Source organism: Lysinibacillus sp. COL-1, from assembly GCF_059814265.1.
The window spans coordinates 3326699-3348012 of the sequence record NZ_JCAWSJ010000004.1; the positions used below are offsets into that span (position 1 = coordinate 3326699).

Below are 21314 nucleotides of genomic sequence, written 5' to 3' on the forward strand. Positions count from 1 at the left end.
TATGTTGCTTAGCATAAAGCAATCGAATAAAACAATCTAGCTAAACAGACTTACTACATCATTACTTATGAATTGTAGTAAGTCTGTTTTTTTGTCATTATAAAGAGGACTACTATTTTGAAGGGGTGGAAAAATATGAACATATTAGTTTTAGGAGGCACACGTTTTTTTGGTAAAAAGCTGGTGGAACTTTGTATTCAAAATGGACATGATGTAACGATTTTAACACGTGGTCAAAGCGGTAATCCCTTTGGTACAAATGTTAAGCAATTAGTGGCCAATCGTAATGATCGCGACGCTTTAGCACAGGCACTAGCTAATACTACATGGGATATTGTTTATGATAATATTTGCTATTCTCCCAACGAGGCACAAGCAATTTGTGAGCTATTAAAGGGGAAAACTAAAAAACTGGTTTTCACCTCTACTCTTTCAACCTATGAAGTAGATGGAAAGATGAAAAAGGAAGAAGACTTTGACCCATTCCAGTATCAAATTCGCATGGGTCAACAAGAGGAATTTTCTTATGGCGAGGGCAAACGACAAGCAGAGGCTGTCTTATTTAAAGAGGCTTCGTTCCCAGTTGTCGCTGTACGTTTTCCGATTGTGATGGGGGAACATGACTATACACATCGTTTACATTTCCATGTTGAACGTATTTTACAGGATCAACCGATCACTCTACCAAACATAGATGCAAAAATGAGCTATATTACAGATGAGGAAGCAGCTGCATTTTTATATTTTACTGGTGTTACTCCTATAGAAGGTCCATACAACGCTACTGCGTCTGGTACTATATCACTTAAGGATCTAATAGCTATGATTGAAGAGATAAGTGGTAAGCGTGCAAAAATTTCACTTATTGGCGGAAATGAGGAATCACAGTCACCCTACGGAGTTCCTGCAGACTGGTATATGTCGAATGAGAAAGCAGAGAAAGCAGGATTTACATTTAGTCAGCTTGAAAAGTGGCTACCCGAATTAGTGAGCACTTTAGTAAAACAGCTCCAATAACTTTTTAACAACACAAGGCGGCTGGTACAAGAGGATTTTATCCAATGAAAAACCCAAACTATTTAACGAAACGCTCATCTAGTGTTTCGTAATAGTCCGGGTTATCTATTTATATAGCTTTGTTAATTGAAAATGTCTAGCCTTCATCATGGACAATTAATTATAACCCATCCTCTATTCGTTCAATGTAAAATCGTCTTTAAAATAGCCACTGCTTTGTCAATCTCTTCCTTTGTGACCGTTAATGGTGGCAAGAGGCGAATAACAGTTGGTCCTGCCCCCACTAATAAAAGACCACGCTCTTCTGCTGCGGCAATATAAGGTGCTACCTCTGTATTACCACAACCAATCCCTAACAACAGACCCTGTCCCTGAATGGTATAGCTAGAAGGTAAATTTGCTTTTAGCTGAGCCACAAAATAAGCCGATACTTCTCGTACCTGCTGTAAAAATTCCGGCTCAAATACATGGCTCAAAACAGCTTGTGCTACATTCATTGCAAGAGGGTTTCCACCAAATGTTGTACCATGTGTTCCAGGGCTAAATGTCGCATGAAGCTCGGCAGTTCCTAGCATGGCGCCAACAGGGAAACCACCGCCTAATCCTTTTGCCAATGTCATAATATGTGGTTTTAATACCGTTTGTTCAAAGGCATAGCGTGTGCCCGTTCGTCCAATACCTGTTTGTACTTCATCAATAATTAGCAGTATCCCTTTGTCATCACAAGCTTTTGTAATAGCTGCTGCAAATTCTGCTGATACGCTATTGACACCGCCCTCTCCCTGAATCATTTCCAGCATAATAGCTGCTACCGAATCATCAATGGTTGCTTCCAGTGCGGCCACGTCATTGAATGGCAAAATCGTAAACTTTTCTACGAGTGGTCCAAAGCCATTATGTACTTTGCCTTGACCTGTTGCAGACATGGCGCCAAAGGTACGACCATGAAAGGATTTTTCAAATGTAATAATATGATGTTTTCCTGTATGCTTCCGCGCTAATTTAATAGCCGCCTCATTAGCCTCTGCTCCACTATTACAGAAAAAGGCATGAGCAAAGTGCGTATGGGCGATTAATTTTTGTGCTACCTTCTCCTGACCCGGTATATCAAAAAGGTTTGATATATGCCATAGCTTTTCACTTTGCTCTTGCAGTGCCTGCACAATGGCTGGATGGGCATGACCAAGGCTCACTACAGCAATTCCACTAGTAAAATCTAAATATTGTTTCCCTGTAGAATCTTCCACAACGGTCCCATGTCCTTTGACAATTTGTGCGCGGCGCTTACCGTAGTTCCCAAATAAAGCACTCATGTTATCATCTCCACTATCATTAGAAATAGTCTTCTTTCAACAACTATACTTATCACATTATCTTATTAGAACTCTAGGGCGAATGAAGTTTACTCGAAGCGATAATCGTTGTCCCTATTAATGTTTCTCCCACAATTTGCACAGAAGGAATACCTGCACGTAAACCGTCAATAGCCCCTTGTACTTTCGGAATCATTCCTCCGTATATATGCCCCTGCTCTGTCCACTGATCGATGAGAGCAGGTGTAGCTATTGATTGATATTCATCCTGAATACGAATACCACTCACATCCGTTACGAGTAATAAGCTATCTGCCCCTATCGCTAGCGCAATTTCACTTGCCACTGTATCACCATTTATATTGAGAGCCTGACCTGCTTCGTTAGCACCTACACAAGCAATAACTGGAACAATCCCCCCACTCATTAACATTTCCAATAATGATGTATTGATGGTTTTGATAGCTCCAACATAGCCATAAATAGCTTGATCTAAAAAGTCTGCGACCATCAATTGACCATCAAAGCCATTTAACCCAAGAGCAGCTATACCTGCATGTGTTAATTCATGAACTAGCGCAGGATTCACTTGACCGATTAAAGTCGATTGGACAACTTTCATAGCCGCCTCATTCGTAACACGTATGCCATTTAATGTATGTGATTGTATACCTCGAGCAGCCAGTTCGCGATTAATGGCTGGACCACCACCATGGGTGATAATCAGTTCTACCCCACTTTCTTGTAACCTTTTAAAATTATCAAAGAAAGCTTCATTTAACCCTTCCAGTGTACTGCCTCCAAGCTTAATCACCATACGTTTACGAGCGGTATGAGGCATTGATTTGGACGTAGTCATATGTTAAGTCACATCCCCAAGCATGCCCCTCGCCTTCACCCAGACCAAGAGACACATAGATTTTTACTTCATGCATTTTTAATATTTGAATTAACGCATCTTCAGAGAAAGCAATTGGCTCACCGTTTTCAACCATTGTGGCACCACCAATTTGAATAGTAATTTTATCTGGATCTATAGTTGCTCCACTATACCCTACCGCAGCAATAATACGCCCCCAGTTAGCATCACAGCCAAAAACGGCCGTCTTCACAAGTGGTGAACCCACGACAGTTTTAGCAATTTTTCGTGCCTCTTCATCTGAAATTGCCCCAACAACTTCCACTTCTATGAGCTTTGTTGCCCCTTCTCCATCTTTGGCAATCATTTTTGCTAAATCTTCCGCCACTGTTTGCAACGTGTAATAAAAATTTTGCCAGTCTGGATGCTCAGGCGTTAGAGTATCATTTCCCGCTAAACCGTTTGCCAATACAACCACTGTGTCATTAGTGGATGTATCCCCATCCACTGTAATAGCGTTAAATGTCAAATTTGTAATAGCTGAAAAAGCCGCTTGTAACACATCAGATTCAATATTGGCATCAGTTGTAATAAAACCAAGCATTGTTGCCATATTCGGTTCGATCATGCCTGAACCTTTTGCAACACCAGCGATAATGACTTCCTTGCCATCCACCGTTGTACTATAGCTTGTGTTTTTCATAACCGTATCTGTCGTCAAAATAGCTTGTGCAAAGTCAATGGCACTTTCTAAATTATCTTTTGGCTCTAGCTGTTGAATACCATTAGCAACTGGCTCCAATTTCATTATTTCGCCAATAACACCCGTTGAACAAACACCTATCAAATTCGGTGCAATTCCTAGCTTTTCAGCAGCTAACGCCTGCATCGTTTGGGCATCCTTAACCCCTTGTTTACCAGTGCAGGCATTCGCATTGCCAGAATTCACAACGATTGCTTGCATTTTCTTTGTTGTATAGACAACTTCTTTCGTGACTTTTAATGGTGCTGCTTGGACAGCGTTTGTTGTAAAAACACCAGCTACACTTGCGGGTACTTCGCTTACTAAAAGTGCTAAGTCTTTTTTCTTATGCTTTAAACCGCAATGTAATCCTGCCGCTTTAAAGCCTTTTGGTGAAACGATATTTTTACTTGATAATTTCTTCATTACAGTTGTTAACGTAGTGACTGTCATTCGAAATTCCTCCTTTGATGGATAAAATAAGACAAGCATACAGTTCCCTGCATGCTGTTAAATAAAGAACGGTACAACATCTAGCCCTGTCGTTTGTGGTAAATCAAATTGCACATTCATATTTTGAATGGCTTGCCCTGCTGCCCCTTTGACAAGATTGTCAATTACACTGACAATCGTGGCACGATTCGTACGGGAATCAACTTTTACCAAAATATCACAATAGTTTGATCCTTTCACACGATTTGTCCCTAAACCGTTTGCATCCGTAACTACTCGAACAAATGGATGCTTTTCATAGGTTGTCTGTAAACAAGTGATCAATTGTGCCTCTGTAATGCCAGGCATAACAGGTGCATAGGATGTCGCCAAAATCCCCCGTGTCATTGGCACCAAATGCGTATTAAAAGTAATCGTTGTATCTACATGAGCAAACATGGAAAGTGCCTGTTCGATTTCTGGTATATGCTGATGTGTATTTACTTTATAGATTGAAAAGCTCTCATTCGCCTCACTAAAGTGGGTCGTTTGTGATGGCTTATTGCCAGCTCCCGAAATACCGCTCTTAGCATCAATCACTAAAAAGCTCGGATTAATCAACCGCTCTTTTACAAGTGGCAATAAGGATAACAAAACCGCTGTTGGGTAACAGCCTGGATTAGCAATAAGTGTTGCTTGCTGGATAAGTTCTGTATTCCATTCCGTTAAGCCATACACACTCTGTTGCACACTATGGGATGGTGCCGCTTTTTTGCCATACCATGCTTCATAGCTTGCGAGATTTTTTAAGCGATAATCACCAGATAAATCGATTAATCTTGGTCCTTTTCCAATCAATGGCGGTAAAAGCTCACTAGTCACGCCAGATGGTGTACTCGTAAACAAAACATCAAATTTTTCTAAAGTGTCATACTCTATTTTTTGTAATGGCGTATCTACTATCGTAATAAGATGACCAAATTTTGAAGAAAAAAGTACACCCTCTTCTGATGAGGTAAATAAATCAATCTGATCCACAGCCGGATGGTTATGTAAAAATCGAATAAGCTCTAGTCCACCATATCCAGTTGCTCCAACAATACCTACTTTCAATGCACTCACCTCTGAAATAAGTTAAAAATAGTATACGTCTGCATATTTATTAAGTCAACTGAATTTTTATAAAATTATATATTTTCTCTGTAGACTTTACTTCATCTTTAGAATGCTTATGTAACATTGTAAAGTCAGAAAAAAGAAGGCAAGAATCCTTTCGTTCATCGAATGAATCCTTGCCTTCCTTTTATGCATATGTTGTATAAATATCAATTGTTGTTAGCTTACTTGTTTAATCTTCCATCGTCGATAAATCACCAGTTGGCAAATTTAATTCCCATGCTTTCAATACACGACGCATAATTTTACCACTACGTGTTTTTGGCAATTTATCCTTAAATTCAATTTCACGCGGTGCTGCATGTGCAGATAAACCTTTCTTAACAAAATCACGGATATCTTCAATCAATGCATCAGAAGGTTCAACCCCTTCTCGTAAAGATACAAAGGCTTTAATGATTTCCCCCCGCACTGGATCTGGCTTCCCGATAACACCTGCTTCGATTACATCTGGATGCTCAAGTAGCTTGCTTTCTACTTCAAACGGTCCTACACGTTCACCAGCTGTCATGATGACATCATCCACACGTCCTTGAAACCAGAAGTAACCATCATCATCCATATAAGCCGAATCACCGGATACATACCATTGTCCTTTTAGGAAATAAGATTCATAGCGCTCTGGGTTGCCCCAAATTTGGCGCATCATGGCCGGCCAACCACGTTGAATAGCTAGATTACCCATTGTAAAGGGTGGCACTTCATTGCCAGCATCATCAACAATCGTTGCATGAATACCTGGAAGAGGTTTCCCCATCGAACCCGGCTTAATATCCATCGAAGGATAATTACAAATCATATGAGCTCCTGTCTCGGTCATCCACCATGTGTCATGTATACGATGTCCTAATTCCTCCATTCCCCAACGAATAACTTCTGGATTCAAAGGCTCACCGACAGATAACACATGTCGTAAAGAGGATAAATCATAGCTTTCGAGTAAACCACTACCTGCCCCCATGAGCATACGGAACGCAGTTGGCGCACTATACCAAACTGTTACACCATAATCCTCAATGGCTTGATACCATGCTTGCGGTGAAAATCTTCCGCCAACAATTAGCATTGTCACACCGTTTAACCAAGGCCCAAAAATACCATAGGCTGTTCCAGTAACCCATCCAGGATCGGCTGTACACCAATAGATATCGTCTTCCCGTAAATCAAGCACCCACTGTGTTGATTGATATTGCTGAATCATTGCATTATGGACATGCAACACACCCTTTGGAGCACCTGTTGAACCTGAAGTATAATGAAGAATCATCCCATCTTCTCTCTCAACCCACTCCACTTCAAATCGTGCCGAAGCCTCTTTTAAATGTTTATTAAAGTCTAGAATTTGAGCTGTTTCCTCAATATCCTCCCCAACTAAAAAAACATGTTCTAGCTGAGGCAATTTGGCTAATGGCACACGTTCAAGCAACGCTGGTGTTGTGACTAATACTTTCGCCTCACTATCTGCCAGACGATCATACACAGCTCCTTCCATAAAAGCTTCAAACAATGGTCCAACAATAACACCCATTTTCAGTGCACCTAACAATGAAAAGTAAAGCTCAGGTGAACGTGGCATAAAAATAAATAAACGATCACCCTTTTGTAGGCTAGTAGCTGATTTAAAAACGTTTGCCGCTTTATTTGTTAATCTCTTCATTTCATTAAAAGAGTAAGCCTCTTTTCGTTTACCATCATTAAAATAAAGTGCCACCTTATTTTTACGATGTGTTTCTGTATGACGATCAATTGCCTCATACGCCATATTTACTAAACCTGTTTCGTACCAGCTAAATGCCTTTTCCGTATTCGTCCAATTATGAGACTTTGCTACTTCTTCGTAATTCGTTAAATGGTGTTGACCAGGTAAAGCCATTAGCTTCTCCTTCATTTTCATCCCCATAAAACTACCCCTTTCTTTGCTTTTGCATTTGTCTAAATTTCAACAATCCCCCCTGTTGAAATGTAGAAATAATCGTAAAAGCAAATTTGATATACAGCCTTTGTTATATAACAGTTTACTACTGTAATAATGATATAATTCTTAATCACACTACTTTCATCTGTTAAATAACAGAAGCATTATATTTTTATTTTACACGAATTTTGATGGATTGTCTTAATATTTTCACTTTTCCAAAAATACAGGTATATTTTGCAAAAATAAGCGTTTTTCCGCAAGAAATCAGCTATAATGGAATTATTAAACTCAGGTGGTGTAATTATGGAACATAAAAAAACTTTTTTTTCTGTCACAAAGGAAACTAAGCATGGTACTGTGTATGTGGAAGGACCTGTACCTCCAGAAAAATTAGCTACATATTCATTCCATGAGGGCTTGGTTGCCTTCAGACCTCCAAAACAGCAGCAGCAGGCCATCATCGAAATTGCAGGGCTCCCAGAAGGTCGTATTATTATTATTCGAAACGAAGATATTATCGTAGGCTATGTTACCTATCTTTATCCTGATCCACTTGAACGATGGGCAGAAGATCGAATCGATGACATGATTGAATTGGGAGCCATTGAAGTCATTCCAGACTATCGTGGAACGGGTTCAGGTAAGGCTCTGCTAGCCGTTTCATTTATGGGAGATGAAATGGAAGACTATCTGGTGATTACTACCGAGTATTATTGGCATTGGGATTTAAAAGGAACGGGTTTAAATGTTTGGGACTACCGCAAAATGATGGAGAAAATGATGAGCTCCGTCGGCTTTGAATATTTCGCTACGGATGATCCCGAAATTACTTCACATCCAGCAAATTGCCTTATGGCACGTGAAGGAAAACGTGTGCCTCCTGAGACAATGGAAAGATTTGATAGGCTTCGTTTTAGAAATCGTTTCATGTATTAAAACCAACACAAAGGGGATGCGTATATGATCGTAGAAGAAATTATGAATGATGAACCTTACACATTAGCGCCTACTAATACCGTGCATGAAGCACTAAAGCTAATGCGTGAAAAAAAAGTTCGTCATTTACCAGTTATAGATGAGGAACGTCATGTTTTAGGTGTAATTACTGAACGAGATATTAAAGAGGTCTTACCGTCATCATTACAGGATGAACCTCACTCTCCTGTTTTTAATGCAAAAGTAGAGGAAATTATGGTGAAAGACCCGCTTATCGGTCATCCACTAGATTTCGTTGAAGAGGTAGCTCTTACATTTTATGAAACGAAAATAGGCTGTTTACCGATTGTCTCTGGTGGAAAATTAGTAGGGATTGTGACAACAACAGACTTACTCTATACATATATAGAGCTGACCGGTGCTACGGAGCCTGGCTCAAAAATCGAGATCCGAGTATCAGATACGCCAGGGGTTTTATTTGAAATCACCAAAATATTTCATCAACATCATGCCAATGTCCAAAGCGTCTTAGTTTATCCTGATTCTGAAAATACACAAAATAAAATTTTAAGTGTCCGAGTAAAAACACTGAATCCTTTAGCCATGATTGAAGACCTTCGCAAAGAAGGCTTTGATGTTCTTTGGCCCAATTTACCAGGTGTTTCATTATAATGAAAAAGGCCGTATTCGTTTACTCGCCTGAACAACTCGGATATAAATTTTCAGATACACATCCTTTCAATCATAAACGCTTGACGCTAACTATGGATTTATTAAAAAATATCAATGCTCTTGATGATGTGGATATTGTGCCTGCTCGTGTTGCAACGGAAGAAGAGTTATTGCTTGCACATGATCCAAAATATATAGACATCGTGAAAAGAGCTGGACATGGTGAATTATCGGAAGCACAATGTGAAAGCTATGGTATTGGCACTGAAGATACACCTATTTTTGCCAATATGCATGAAGCAAGTGCACAGCTCGTTGGTGGAACGTTAACCGCTGTTGATTATGTAATGGAAGGTAAAGCCGAACATGCCCTCAACCTTGGCGGAGGGCTACATCATGGTTTCCGTGGTCGTGCATCAGGATTTTGTATTTACAATGATAGTACGGTTGCTATTCGTTACTTGCAGGAAAAATACAATGCTCGTGTACTTTACGTAGACACAGATGCTCATCATGGAGACGGTGTCCAATGGAGCTTTTATGAGGATCCAAATGTTTGTACATTGTCTATTCACGAAACTGGCCGCTATCTCTTTCCAGGAACAGGAAACATCACAGAGCGCGGCAATGGTCAAGGCTATGGAACCTCGTTTAATTTTCCAATGGATGCTTTCACAGAGGATGAAAGTTTCCTAGATATTTATGAACAGTCCATGCGAGAGGTCTTTGAATTTTTCAAGCCCGATGTTGTGTTAACACAAAATGGTGCTGATGCCCATTTTTTTGATCCGTTAACACATTTACACGGAACGATGAATATTTATCGTGAAATTCCAAGGCTCGCCCATCAATTAGCACATGAGTATTGTCAGGGGAAATGGATTGCTGTTGGTGGTGGTGGCTATGATATTTGGCGAGTGGTGCCTCGCGCCTGGTCCATGTTATGGTTGGAAATGACTGATCAAGTATGTCCAACAGGATCACTCCCTCAGGCATGGCTTGATCGCTGGCAGCCAGAAGCACCTGTTCCTTTTATACCAACTTGGGAGGACCCAATTCCTTTATATGAGCCCATTCCTCGAAAAGCTGAAATCGAAGAGAAGAATGCTCAAATGTTAGCCAAAGCGCTACATATTATTCGAAATGAAAAAAGAGATTAACTTTTTTTGCCTCACGATCAACGTGAGGCTTTTTCATTGGAGCGATAATGGCCCGCCGCATTTAATCCATCGCTTCTATAGTTCTATTCTTCATTTTGGAGTTCTATCCACCACTTTTATAGTTTTATCCACTACTTTTAGAATTCTATCCTTCATTTTTATAGTCCTATCCACCACTTTTGCAGTTCTATCCATCCATATAAAAAAACACGCAAACTCTTCACAAGTTTACGTGTTACAATCATTATTTACTTTTGACCGATTGTCGATGCTCAATACGGTGGGGTAGAATAACTGCCTCGTCCTCGACAGGCTCCTTGCTCATTAATTTTGTCAGCAAGCGCATGGCAACTGCTCCAATATCATATAGCGGTAATGCTACACTTGTTAGCTGTGGGCGTACCATTCGCGCTAGCTTTGAGTTCTCAAAGCTGATGACTTCAATATCCTCTGGAACATTTTTGCCTGCGTCTTGTGCGCCATGAATTAAGCCGATTGCCAGCTCATCACTGCCTGCAAAATAAGCTGTTGGTGGATGTTCGAGAGCAGATAATATTTCCCAAGCCTCTAAGCCCATGTCATAGCTAGACTCTTCTGCGGCAATTAATGCCTCATCTATTGGTAAACCAGCATCCTGCAATGCTTTCTTATAGGCTGCTAGCTTGAATTTTCCGTTAATTGTATACGAAAGTGGACCAGTTACGAAACCAATACGTGTATGTCCATTTTGAATAAGTAATGAAATTGCTTCATAGGCCGCTTGGAAATAATCGATATTCACAGTGGCAATTGTCTGCGATTCATCAACCGAGCCAGCTAGCACAATCGGTACTGGAGAATGATCCATCGTTTGTTGCATTTTTTCTGTGACCTCATCACTCATCATAACAATTCCATCTACTTGTTTTCCAAGCATCGTATCCAGTAGCTGTAACTCTTTATCTTCATGTTGATCTGAGTTGGCTAAAATAATATTATAACGATACATCGTGGCAATATCCTCTACACCACGAGCCAGCTCCGCATAAACATTGTTTGCAATATCTGGGATAATCACGCCAACTGTTGTTGTTTTCTTACTTGCTAAACCTCGCGCTACTGCGTTTGGACGGTATTCTAATCGCTCAATTACTTCTAATACTTTTTTTCGTGTTGCTGGTTTTACATTTTGATTACCATTGACTACACGAGAGACCGTTGCCATGGAAACATTCGCTTCTCTTGCAACATCATAAATTGTAACAGTCATCGTACGTGCCTCCCTTTTTTCCTATTATAGCCTTATCATACGATAATTTTCATATTATTTTCAAGAAGAACTACGTAAAAACCAAGTACTAATAGTCCTATTCTAGACATTATTTTGTCACGATATAACAAACACCGCCTGCCGAAGTAAGCAAGCGGTGTTCGCTGTTAACAATTAAGCATGAATTTCATGATTCTTCATGAATTTTTGTAGTGTTTCATAGAATGCGTCAAATGTTGGAATGTCCATTTGTTGTTGTGAATCAGACAATGCTACAGATGGATCTGGATGCACTTCTGCCATAACGCCATCAGCGCCAATTGCGATGGCTGCTTTAGCACATGGTAATAATAAATCACGACGACCTGTTGAATGCGTTACATCTACGAATACTGGCAAATGCGTTTCTTGTTTTAAAATTGGTACAGCTGAAATATCTAATGTATTACGTGTTGCTTTTTCATAAGTACGAATACCACGCTCACAAAGGATAATGTTTTCATTGCCTTTAGACATAATATACTCAGCAGCATGAATGAACTCATCAATTGTAGCAGCTAAGCCTCGTTTTAATAGGACAGGTTTATTTGTTGCACCTGCTGCCTTTAATAATTCAAAGTTTTGCATATTACGTGCACCAATTTGGATAACATCTATATAGTCTAATGCTTCCTCTAAATGACCTGGTGTTACGATTTCTGTAATCACACCTAAACCATATTCCTCTGACACACGTTTTAAAATTTTAAGTCCTTCTAGCCCAAGACCTTGGAAGTCATATGGAGAAGTACGTGGTTTATAAGCACCACCGCGAATTAACTTTTCGCCTTTTGCTTTAATAGAAGCGGCAACAGCTGCTACTTGCTCATACGACTCAACTGCACAAGGACCAAATACGAAAGATGGCTTCCCTTGTCCAATTAATTCACCATTGATATTAACAACTGTATCTTCGGATTTCTTTTTACGAGATACAAGCAATTCCTTCTTCTTATCAGCTTCTAATTGTTTTAAAGCTGTTTTAAAGATTTGCTTAAATATATAATCAACCGTCATTTGGTTTAATGGTCCTTGATTGTGTTCTTTAATAAGATCGAGCATGTGTCTTTCACGTAGTGGATCATAGCGATTCACACCTTGCTTTTCTTTAATCTTACCGATTTCATCAACTACAGCTGCACGTTCGTTAATTAGACGAAGAATTTCTAAGTTTAAACCGTCAATTTGACTACGTAAGCTTTCTAAATCTTTTTGGCTCATGCTTACTTGCTCCTCTCCTCATGACAGACACTTTCAGAACTCTGAAATGTATGTTACATTTTTAGATAATAGCATTATTATAATCAATGTTGTTCAGAATGTCACGCATTTTTAATTTAGCGCTTCAACTCGCTAAATTATTTTTCAAGTATGACGCGAAAGGAAGCGATTACATTGAGTTCTAAATTATTCGCACTTGATATTGGTACACGCTCAGTGGTCGGGATTATTCTACAAGAAGAAAATGACCATTTTCATGTGGAAGATATTTTAGTGAAAGAGCATAAAGAACGTGCCATGGTAGATGGTCAAATACATAATGTCATGTATGTGGCAGATTTAATAAATGAAATAAAACGTGAACTCGAAGAAAAACATGGTCCTCTTACAAAGGTAAGTGTGGCTGCCGCAGGTCGATCTTTGAAAACTGAACAAGCTAGTGTGACCATTAATATACGTAATCGGCCTATTTTTACTGAAGAAGATATTAGTCGCTTGGAACTTCAGGCCGTTCAACAAGCACAGCAACAACTTTTACAACAAAAGGAGGATGCAAAGATTAGCCACTATTATTGTGTAGGCTATTCAGTCCTCTATTATCGCTTGGATGGCGAGGAAATCGGCAGTCTGCTCGATCAACAAGGTGATGAAGCACAAATTGAAGTGATTGCCACTTTCCTACCTCGCGTTGTTGTGGAATCACTTATTGCTGCTCTTAAACGGGCAGATTTAGAAATGGAAGCACTGACATTAGAACCTATTGCTGCCATTAATGTGCTCATTCCGCCAACGATGCGTCGCTTAAATGTGGCACTTGTTGATATAGGGGCAGGAACATCTGATATCGCGATCACTGATAAAAGTACAGTTGTGGCCTATGGTATGGTGCCAACAGCTGGCGACGAAATTACAGAAGCATTAAGCGACCACTATTTACTAGACTTCCCTGTAGCAGAAGAGGCAAAACGTCAGCTCCAAACAGCAGAAGAAATATTAATTCAAGATATCCTAGGATTTGATCAGTTTTATCCAAAGAATGAGGTGTTATTAGCAATTGAGCCTGCAGTGAAGCAACTGGCAAAGTCTATTGGTGAAGAAATCTTACGACTCAATAATCGTGTCGCACCGAAAGCCGTTATGTTAGTTGGTGGTGGTAGCTTAACACCCAATCTGACTACAGAACTTGGACAAGTCCTTGACTTACCAGCAAATCGTATCGCTGTTCGAGGTATTGATGCTATTCAAAACCTTACAAAGGAAGAACATATAAAAGCATCACCTGAGTTAGTCACGCCGATTGGAATTGCGATTGCTGCTAAAAAAATGCCGATTCAATATATGAGTTTAACGGTTAATAATCAAGTGGTTCGCCTTTTTGAATTAAAGGAAATGACTGTGGCGGATGCTTTTTTAGCGGCAAATATACGAGCAAAGCAATTATATGGAAAACCTGGACTTGGGCTATCTGTCAGTGTCAATGGACAAGATATTTTTATCCCAGGTGGTCATGGGCAACCAGCAGAAATATTGGTCAATGGCCAACAGGCATCTACCAAAACATTGATTAAATCGGGTGATGCTATTCAGCTAATTGAAGGGCAAGATGGGCAAACTGCAACAGCTACAGTGAGAGATCTTGTTGATGATGCAGCGATAAAAACAATTACAATACAACAAACCAAATATGTGATTGAGCCAAAAATTACTGTCAATCAATCACCTGCATCACTTGATACAATTTTAAATGATCGTGATAGAGTAGTTTTTGATATAGCTGATACAATTGAAGATGTATTTAAAGTCACGAACAACTGGAATTTAGTCAAACAATTTGAATCCTATTCTATTCAAGTGGACAGTCAACCTTTGTATTTACCAGAATTCTCTTCACAGCTAATGATTAATGGAAAAATAGCTAAAATGAGCTATGCGGTTCAAGATGGCGATATCATTAGCTTTCACCAACCATCTTTACCAACCGTACAACGTATAGCAGACCAAATGAACCTTTTGCTAGAGGATAAAATCATTATTCATTTCCAACAGGAAGTTTTAGAACTTAAGAAAACAGCAAATGAGGCGCTCGTCAATCAAAACGTTGTATCACCACTGTCCACTGTGCCGAATGGAGCAACTATCGAATTTAGAGAAAAGGATCGCAGTCGTTGGATTTATCAGGATGTATTCCGTTTCTCTAATTGGCAGTTACCAGGTACATTTAAAGGGAATTTCACGATTTTAAGAAATGGTCAACCAGCAAGCTTTGATACAGAAATATTTGGTGGCGATCAACTAGAAATACTATTAGAAGCTTCACCCATCACTTAAAAAAGGGATACGTTACATCATTATCATGTAACGTATCCCTTTTTATTATGCATTATGCGCGTACTTCTTCATTTGTCTCTTCTGTTTGTTCCTTTATTTCTTGAGCTTTAGGTTCCTCACTAGGAATAAATTCCTCTAGCGGTTCTTCACCCTCAAAGGAAACCGTACCATCATCAAAAACAGCTGGTGCTTTTGCCGTTTTCAATGTTTTTACTTTTTCCACTAATTGTGTAGATTGTTCTTGAAGTTGTTTAGAAAGTTGAACCGTTTTATCTTTTGCAGTTGTCGAGAAGTCTGCACTCTTATCTTTTAACTGAACAGCTTGTACCGCCACATCACTACGTAAATCTTTTCCTGATTTTGGGGCTAACAGTAGACCTGCCGCAGCACCTACGATTCCTCCGACTAATGCGCCAATCACAAAATCTTTCATGTTTACACGCTCCTCTTCATAAATCGAGTCTTGTGAATGATAAAGCTGAGGTAAAGAACTTTCAAGCTGTTGTTCCTTTACTTCGTTAAAATTTGGCTTTTGAGTTGTCATACAACAATTCCTCCCCATCTTATTATCAAATTTGTCTAGACTGGTTGTCCATCTACTTTCACAGATGCATCTACAACTTATGTCTAAGACTTTATTTTTATTCAGTCAGCATGTAATACTCACTGAATAATTATCATTTTTTACGACCCCATTTTCTTTTTGGCTTTTCTTCTACCTGTACCGTTTCAAATGCATAGGCATCCTCAGAAACTGACTCTTGCTCAATGATTTTGCGTTTTTTCCACTTATCCGCAATACCCATCGCCACATTACTCCATTGTACAACCTGTGCAATTTTTTCTTCGTTTTGTTCTACGCTTTTAGAAACAGAAGAAGTGATTTGCTGTACAGAATTATTTAAACCATTAACGGAATCACCAATACCTTTAACAGCTTGAACAACTGAATTTAATTGTTCCGATTTATGTTGAATATCATCTGCTAAGCTATTTGTTTTTGTTAATAAGGACGTTGTTTCACGCGTAATGCCTTCCATTTGTCCTTCAATCCCAGATAATGTCCCAGCTAAACTGTTTAAAATGGACTTGAGCGAAAATAATGTCATACCAACGCTCACACATAAAATTAAAAATCCGATTGCAGCAATAATGGCTGCAATATACAAAATCACTTCCATAAGATAACCTCCTGCTAGTAAATTGTCTTTACTATTACTTTCCCTATCTTCGACAAAAAAAACGGAATTCCTTCTCAAATTTGAGAAAAAACAGCTTAACCCCTACGGACTAAGCTGTTTCATTGTTTGTAAGCACGTCTTCAAAAGCATCTTGGAACTTGTGAACATCACCAGCGCCCATAAATAAAAATACTGCGCCTTTATGTTTTGTTAATATATCAATTCCTTCAGTGGTAATCACTGCACTGCCTTCGATAAGAGACGCTAAATCATGAATAGATAGTGCACCTTGCGTTTCTCTTGCAGAGCCAAATATATCACATAAATAGGCTGTATCTGCAAGGCTCAAACTATCCGCAAAATCTTGTAAAAAAGCTTGGGTACGTGTAAATGTATGTGGTTGGAAAATAGCAACTAGCTCACGTTCAGGGAACTTTTGTCGTGCCGATTGAATTGTTGCACGAATTTCCGTTGGATGGTGTGCATAGTCGTCTATTAAAACAGTATCCCCTATATCGGTTTCAGTAAAACGTCTCTTAACACCTTTATATGTGTGTAGACGCTCCTGAATAATATCAGGTGAAATGCCTTCATATTCGCATAGCGTAATGACAGCCAATGTATTTAAAACAGCATGATCCCCAAATAACGGGATAAAGAAAGTACTATAAAATTCATTGCGAACAAATACATCAAATTTTGTACCTTTAGTTGTTTTTTCTACATTACGCGCTTCGAAGTCATTTTCAGCACCAAATCCATAATAGACAACTGGTACTTTTGCTTGAATACGCTGAAGCTGTTCATCATCACCACATGCGATGATCGCTTTTTTCACTTGTAACGCTAATGATTGAAATGCAGAATATACATCCTCTATGTTGGCAAAGTAGTCTGGATGATCAAAATCGATATTAGTCATCACAGCATAATCTGGATTGTAGGCTAAGAAGTGACGGCGATATTCACATGCTTCCATCACAAAGAAATCAGCATTTTCATGCCCTGCACCTGTACCATCACCAATTAAATAAGATGTTGGCTTATAACCGCCTACAACATGTGCCATCAAGCCTGTTGTAGATGTTTTACCATGCGCACCTGTGATTGCAATGGATGTATAGTTGCCAATATATTCACCTAAAAATTTATGGTAACGAATGATTTCTACACCGATTTCTTGGGCACGTACTAATTCAGGATGATCATCTGGAAACGCATTTCCTGCAATTACTGTCATGCCTTCTTTAATATTATCTGCATTAAATGTAAAAATTGGAATATTACGTTCACGTAACGGCTGCTCCGTGAAGAAATATTTATCGACATCTGAGCCCTGTACTTGTTCACCAGCATCAAATAAGATTTGTGCAAGCGAACTCATGCCAGAACCTTTAATGCCTGTGAAATGAAAAACTGTCATTAATTAAACCCCCCGGGAATTTCAATATCCCATCTATCATCTATTAGGTGTAACGTATTATTTCACGAATCGTTAGGTATTAATACCTTCACAAGTGTTAAAAAATACGTACTATTCAACACATCCTGTCTATTATAGCACTTTTTATGCATAAGGATAGATGTGTAACTTTTCTAAAAAAACTAAAATCGACGTAAATTAGATAATCTAGACGAAAACAATGCAATTCTTATTCAAACATAGTAATTAAATCTTCTTCTGTAATGTAACTTTCACGCGGCTTACTTCCTCTTGCCTCCGAAACAAAGCCATGTGATTCTAACATATCAATTAAACGAGCAGCACGATTATAACCAATATGATACTTTCGTTGAATCAATGAGGTTGAGGCGCCACCTTGCTCATAGACAAATCGGCAAACATCTTCAAACAGATCATCCTGTTCTGCGGACACCTCTGTTTTCTTCAATAACTCCTCTTGATCGAAAATATAATCAGGCTCTCCCTGCTCACGAACATGCTCAATAATGGCTTCAATTTCATCATCTGTCACAAATGTTCCCTGTAGTCGCACTGGCGCTGACATACCATTACCTAAATATAGCATATCCCCTCGCCCAAGTAATCTTTCTGCTCCCTGCCCATCTAAAATGGTACGAGAATCAATTTGTGAGGAAACAGCAAAGGCAATACGTGTAGGGATATTTGATTTGATTAACCCTGTAATAACATCCACAGAAGGTCTTTGCGTCGCAACAATTAAATGAATACCACAAGCACGTGCCTTTTGAGCAATTCGACAAATGGCCTCCTCTACATCAGCGGGAGACATCATCATTAAATCAGCTAACTCATCAATGACAATTAAAATATAGGGTAGCTTCAAGCTATGCTCATTATTTTTATCTGCTATTGCATTATAACGTGTAATATCACGTGCACCTGCATGAGCAAATAGCTGATAGCGACGCTCCATTTCCTCCACTGCCCATTTCAGTGCAGCCGTTGCTGCCTTCACATCTGTAATAACAGGGCTAACTAAATGCGGAATATGGTTAAATGGTGCAAGCTCTACCATTTTAGGGTCGATCAGCATGAGTTTTAACTCATGTGGTGCAGCTTTATATAATAAACTAACCAAAATAGAATTAATACAAACAGATTTACCCGAACCCGTTGCACCAGCAATTAAGCCATGAGGCATTTTTCGCAAATCTAATGTAACAGGCTTTCCTGTTAAATCAAGACCTAACGCTGCCTCTAATGGAGAATCCGATTCAAGGAAAGAGGCACTATTTGTCACCTCTGACAAGCGAACAGCACGAGATACGCGGTTTGGAATCTCAATACCTATTGAACTTTTTCCAGGGATTGGTGCCTGAATACGAATATCTTTTGCTGCTAAGGCCAGTTTTAAATCATCGGCTAAGTTTCGGATTTTACTAACCTTTGTACCATGGCTCACCGTTATTTCGAATTGCGTAACAGCTGGCCCCTGCATAATCGATTCAATTTGAGCGGAAACCTGGAAATAAGAAAGTGCCTCGACCAATGTATCTCCCTGTTGTTCCATCCAATCCGTATCCTGTGTTTTCTCCTCTGGTGGCTCTAAATACTCATCTGTAGGCTTTTGATAGACATGAACTGGCTTTGCAGTTTTTTCAGCTTCCTGTGCTTCCACTTCAAATACTGGTGGTTCCTCTTGCTTGTCAACAGACTGTACAGGACCATACGCTACAATTTCTGAAATTTCATCAGTGTTGGTAGTTAATTCTGGTTCTGGTTCTAGCTCTGGCTCTAAATCTGGTTCTGGTTCTAGTTCTGATTCTAGCTCTGGCTCAGTAGTAGCTGAAATTTCATCAATAGCGGCTTTTTCAATTTCTGTTCTTTCTTGCGTTAATACACCAGACATTGTTGTCACAGGTGTCATTGTAATGACTGCTACATTGTCTTCAGAGCTATGTGGAGTAGTAGCATTTCGCGTATCGTCCTTGGCATATTGATGGGATGCTAACTCATCTTGCAATGGCATATGCTCTGTCATTGACTCAACAAGATCCTCTTCTGTTAGCGAATCAGCTGGTTGGGGACGATCTATTATTACAACGCTGTCTAGAGAACATGATTCTTCCTCTTCATAGGCAACCGCCACATCCACTGGTTCGTTTTCCATTGCTTTCTGAGTACTTTCTACATGAAGAGGCTGTGCCTTTTTCATTTGCTGTTGGATTCTCCATTTTTCTTTATCCGTTTTTAACATGAGGACATTAAAAGGAATACGACTTGTTTCTTCCTTCTGCACCGTATCAACAGATTGGTCGTCAACAAGTAATGGGTCATCCTTCGATGGCTGTACAACTGTTACCTCTCCGATATGAATCGTGGAATTTTCGATTTGTACTTGCTCTACTATCATTTCTTTCACGTGAATTTCAGATTGATCGGCAGAAAGTTGTTGAACTGTTTGGTCTTGCAGAACAGCTTCCTTCACTTGATCTTCAAAGGCCATGGCAAATGATGTTGTTTGAGGTATAGCCATATTAGATGACATACTCTGCTGCTCACCATTAGCCTCTACCGATACATCATCATCAAAATGAATAGGCTCATTTGCTAAAGGTAGCTCATCAGGTTCAATGATTTCATGCTGCTCTACTTCAACCATTTGATCTATGCTAGACGGCTCTTTTTCTTCTAGTATATTTTCATTAGCCTCATTTGTTGTCGTTTCTTTTATAGAGTTCGTAACCGTCACCATTTCGGTATCATGTACCGAGGTTTCTTGCTCCTCGTATTCTTCTTTTCTTTTATCTAATAATTCTTTGATGGGACTTGGTTTTGCAAATCCATAGACGGGTGAAGGTACATCTGTTGGCACAAAGCGTTTACGATTCTCAGGTAAAATGCTTTCAACTTTTTGTTCCTTCCACTGCTTTTTCTCTTTCGAAACAGATGCTGGTGCAGACGCAGACTTAACATTGACTGTCTCATGTTGTGCATCCCGAAACACTAAGCTTGCGCGTGAACGATATTGCTGTTCTACAGGCTGACTTTTCATCGTTGTTTTTCGACCAGTGCGTTTTGAACGATTTGCTAATAAATCACGAATCCCTGAAACCTCCACATCATAAACACTGGAGTCAACAATATGGTGGTTTAAATGCTTCGGTAAAGATAAATCACCAATCTGTCCATAATCATCATTACCCATTTGATCAAACATTTCTTTTTGTGGTGTGTAGGATGTCCCGCTTTCATCATCGTCAATCAATGGAAAACGGAAAGTCTTCTGCTTAGCCATCGGTACTTCATTTTGCGTATGTAGTTGCTCGGTCTGCTCTTCTTCGTAGCCATCATAATATTCTTCATACTCGTAATATTCATCTTCTTTATTTATAAATTTACTAATTTGTTTTTTAAACCAGTTCACTTCGTTTCACTCATTTCTCTTACACTTCATTTATAGCATTGGCTTGATTCATATAATTAATAGCTCAATGTCTATATCAAAAAGCATACCATAAAAACGCTCTTGAAACTTGCATTTAGAGGCTCATTCTAAACAAAAAAATCGTTACGCTACTAGCATATTAGTAACATAACGATTTAGGGCATTTCACCTTGATACAAGGAATAATATCATGATAA

General features: G+C 39.3%; 16 protein-coding genes. 5 read left to right on the top strand and 11 right to left on the bottom strand.

Features of this window, described 5'->3' with window-relative positions; translation table 11 throughout:
* Window positions 1–135: 135 nt before the first annotated feature.
* Window positions 136–1017 (top strand): NAD-dependent epimerase/dehydratase family protein, encoded by an 882-nt coding sequence (locus AC6BKE_RS24620; protein ID WP_036118853.1) that lies wholly within the window; start codon window positions 136–138, stop codon window positions 1015–1017.
* Window positions 1018–1199: 182 nt separating this feature from the next.
* Here AC6BKE_RS24620 and argD read toward each other — a convergent pair whose 3' ends face one another.
* From argD to acsA, 5 genes are all read right to left on the bottom strand, one after another.
* Complete coding sequence (argD, locus tag AC6BKE_RS24625) at window positions 1200–2330, bottom strand: acetylornithine transaminase (protein ID WP_036118851.1); 1131 nt, start codon at window positions 2328–2330, stop codon at window positions 1200–1202.
* Window positions 2331–2403: 73 nt separating this feature from the next.
* Window positions 2404–3189 carry an acetylglutamate kinase gene (argB, locus tag AC6BKE_RS24630; RefSeq protein WP_249645898.1) on the bottom strand — a complete coding sequence of 262 codons (786 nt, stop codon included), beginning with the start codon at window positions 3187–3189 and terminating at the stop codon, window positions 2404–2406.
* Complete coding sequence (argJ, locus tag AC6BKE_RS24635) at window positions 3152–4384, bottom strand: bifunctional glutamate N-acetyltransferase/amino-acid acetyltransferase ArgJ (RefSeq protein WP_342535036.1); 1233 nt, start codon at window positions 4382–4384, stop codon at window positions 3152–3154. The genes argB and argJ overlap by 38 nt, the downstream gene beginning before the upstream one ends.
* 57 nt (window positions 4385–4441) lie before the next feature.
* On the bottom strand, window positions 4442–5476 hold the full coding sequence (argC, locus tag AC6BKE_RS24640) for an N-acetyl-gamma-glutamyl-phosphate reductase (protein ID WP_342535037.1): 1035 nt from the start codon (window positions 5474–5476) through the stop codon (window positions 4442–4444).
* 235 nt (window positions 5477–5711) lie between these two features.
* A complete protein-coding gene (acsA, locus tag AC6BKE_RS24645; RefSeq protein WP_446721620.1) occupies window positions 5712–7439 on the bottom strand; it encodes an acetate--CoA ligase in 1728 nt (575 codons plus the stop codon).
* Window positions 7440–7760: 321 nt separating this feature from the next.
* Here acsA and AC6BKE_RS24650 point away from each other — a divergent pair, with 321 nt between their 5' ends.
* From AC6BKE_RS24650 to AC6BKE_RS24660, 3 genes are read left to right on the top strand one after another with little or no spacing between them, the layout of a single operon-like run.
* Entirely contained in the window at window positions 7761–8393 is a 633-nt protein-coding gene (locus AC6BKE_RS24650) for a GNAT family N-acetyltransferase (protein WP_036118837.1), read from the top strand.
* A 24-nt stretch (window positions 8394–8417) separates the two neighbouring features.
* On the top strand, window positions 8418–9065 hold the full coding sequence (locus AC6BKE_RS24655) for an acetoin utilization AcuB family protein (protein WP_058843409.1): 648 nt from the start codon (window positions 8418–8420) through the stop codon (window positions 9063–9065).
* Entirely contained in the window at window positions 9065–10225 is a 1161-nt protein-coding gene (locus tag AC6BKE_RS24660; RefSeq protein ID WP_036118833.1) for an acetoin utilization protein AcuC, read from the top strand. The genes AC6BKE_RS24655 and AC6BKE_RS24660 overlap by 1 nt, the downstream gene beginning before the upstream one ends.
* Window positions 10226–10469: 244 nt before the next feature.
* On the opposite strand, the gene ccpA is transcribed toward AC6BKE_RS24660, so the two are convergent.
* The gene (gene ccpA, locus AC6BKE_RS24665) at window positions 10470–11474 is read right to left on the bottom strand and encodes a catabolite control protein A (protein ID WP_036118832.1); all 1005 of its coding nucleotides are present in this window, start codon (window positions 11472–11474) and stop codon (window positions 10470–10472) included.
* 174 nt (window positions 11475–11648) lie between these two features.
* Window positions 11649–12734, bottom strand: coding sequence for a bifunctional 3-deoxy-7-phosphoheptulonate synthase/chorismate mutase (locus AC6BKE_RS24670; RefSeq protein ID WP_036118830.1), 1086 nt, complete (start codon window positions 12732–12734; stop codon window positions 11649–11651).
* 174 nt (window positions 12735–12908) lie between these two features.
* Between AC6BKE_RS24670 and pilM the strand changes: the two genes are divergently transcribed.
* Window positions 12909–15062, top strand: a complete 2154-nt coding sequence (gene pilM, locus AC6BKE_RS24675; RefSeq protein WP_036118828.1) for a pilus assembly protein PilM — start codon at window positions 12909–12911, stop codon at window positions 15060–15062.
* A gap of 52 nt (window positions 15063–15114) precedes the next feature.
* Here pilM and AC6BKE_RS24680 read toward each other — a convergent pair whose 3' ends face one another.
* The 4 genes from AC6BKE_RS24680 to AC6BKE_RS24695 form a co-directional block, all read right to left on the bottom strand.
* Entirely contained in the window at window positions 15115–15606 is a 492-nt protein-coding gene (locus tag AC6BKE_RS24680; protein ID WP_036118827.1) for a YtxH domain-containing protein, read from the bottom strand.
* Window positions 15607–15739: 133 nt separating this feature from the next.
* Window positions 15740–16243, bottom strand: a complete 504-nt coding sequence (locus AC6BKE_RS24685) for a DUF948 domain-containing protein (protein WP_036118825.1) — start codon at window positions 16241–16243, stop codon at window positions 15740–15742.
* A gap of 109 nt (window positions 16244–16352) precedes the next feature.
* Window positions 16353–17666: a UDP-N-acetylmuramate--L-alanine ligase gene (murC, locus tag AC6BKE_RS24690; protein WP_036118824.1), complete on the bottom strand. Its 1314-nt coding sequence runs from the start codon at window positions 17664–17666 to the stop codon at window positions 16353–16355.
* Window positions 17667–17895: 229 nt separating this feature from the next.
* Window positions 17896–21096: a DNA translocase FtsK gene (locus AC6BKE_RS24695; RefSeq protein ID WP_499858197.1), complete on the bottom strand. Its 3201-nt coding sequence runs from the start codon at window positions 21094–21096 to the stop codon at window positions 17896–17898.
* Between the last annotated feature and the right edge of the window lie 218 nt (window positions 21097–21314).

Excerpts from the sequence above, each read along its gene's own strand:
- AC6BKE_RS24620 (WP_036118853.1), top strand. The coding sequence starts at position 136 with ATGAACATATTAGTTTTAGGAGGCACACGTTTTTTTGGTAAAAAGCTG.
- argD (WP_036118851.1), bottom strand. The coding sequence starts at position 2,330 with ATGAGTGCTTTATTTGGGAACTACGGTAAGCGCCGCGCACAAATTGTC.
- argB (WP_249645898.1), bottom strand. The coding sequence starts at position 3,189 with ATGACTACGTCCAAATCAATGCCTCATACCGCTCGTAAACGTATGGTG.
- argJ (WP_342535036.1), bottom strand. The coding sequence starts at position 4,384 with ATGACAGTCACTACGTTAACAACTGTAATGAAGAAATTATCAAGTAAA.
- acsA (WP_446721620.1), bottom strand. The coding sequence starts at position 7,439 with ATGGGGATGAAAATGAAGGAGAAGCTAATGGCTTTACCTGGTCAACAC.
- AC6BKE_RS24650 (WP_036118837.1), top strand. The coding sequence starts at position 7,761 with ATGGAACATAAAAAAACTTTTTTTTCTGTCACAAAGGAAACTAAGCAT.
- AC6BKE_RS24655 (WP_058843409.1), top strand. The coding sequence starts at position 8,418 with ATGATCGTAGAAGAAATTATGAATGATGAACCTTACACATTAGCGCCT.
- AC6BKE_RS24660 (WP_036118833.1), top strand. The coding sequence starts at position 9,065 with ATGAAAAAGGCCGTATTCGTTTACTCGCCTGAACAACTCGGATATAAA.
- ccpA (WP_036118832.1), bottom strand. The coding sequence starts at position 11,474 with ATGACTGTTACAATTTATGATGTTGCAAGAGAAGCGAATGTTTCCATG.
- AC6BKE_RS24670 (WP_036118830.1), bottom strand. The coding sequence starts at position 12,734 with ATGAGCCAAAAAGATTTAGAAAGCTTACGTAGTCAAATTGACGGTTTA.
- AC6BKE_RS24680 (WP_036118827.1), bottom strand. The coding sequence starts at position 15,606 with ATGACAACTCAAAAGCCAAATTTTAACGAAGTAAAGGAACAACAGCTT.
- AC6BKE_RS24685 (WP_036118825.1), bottom strand. The coding sequence starts at position 16,243 with ATGGAAGTGATTTTGTATATTGCAGCCATTATTGCTGCAATCGGATTT.
- murC (WP_036118824.1), bottom strand. The coding sequence starts at position 17,666 with ATGACAGTTTTTCATTTCACAGGCATTAAAGGTTCTGGCATGAGTTCG.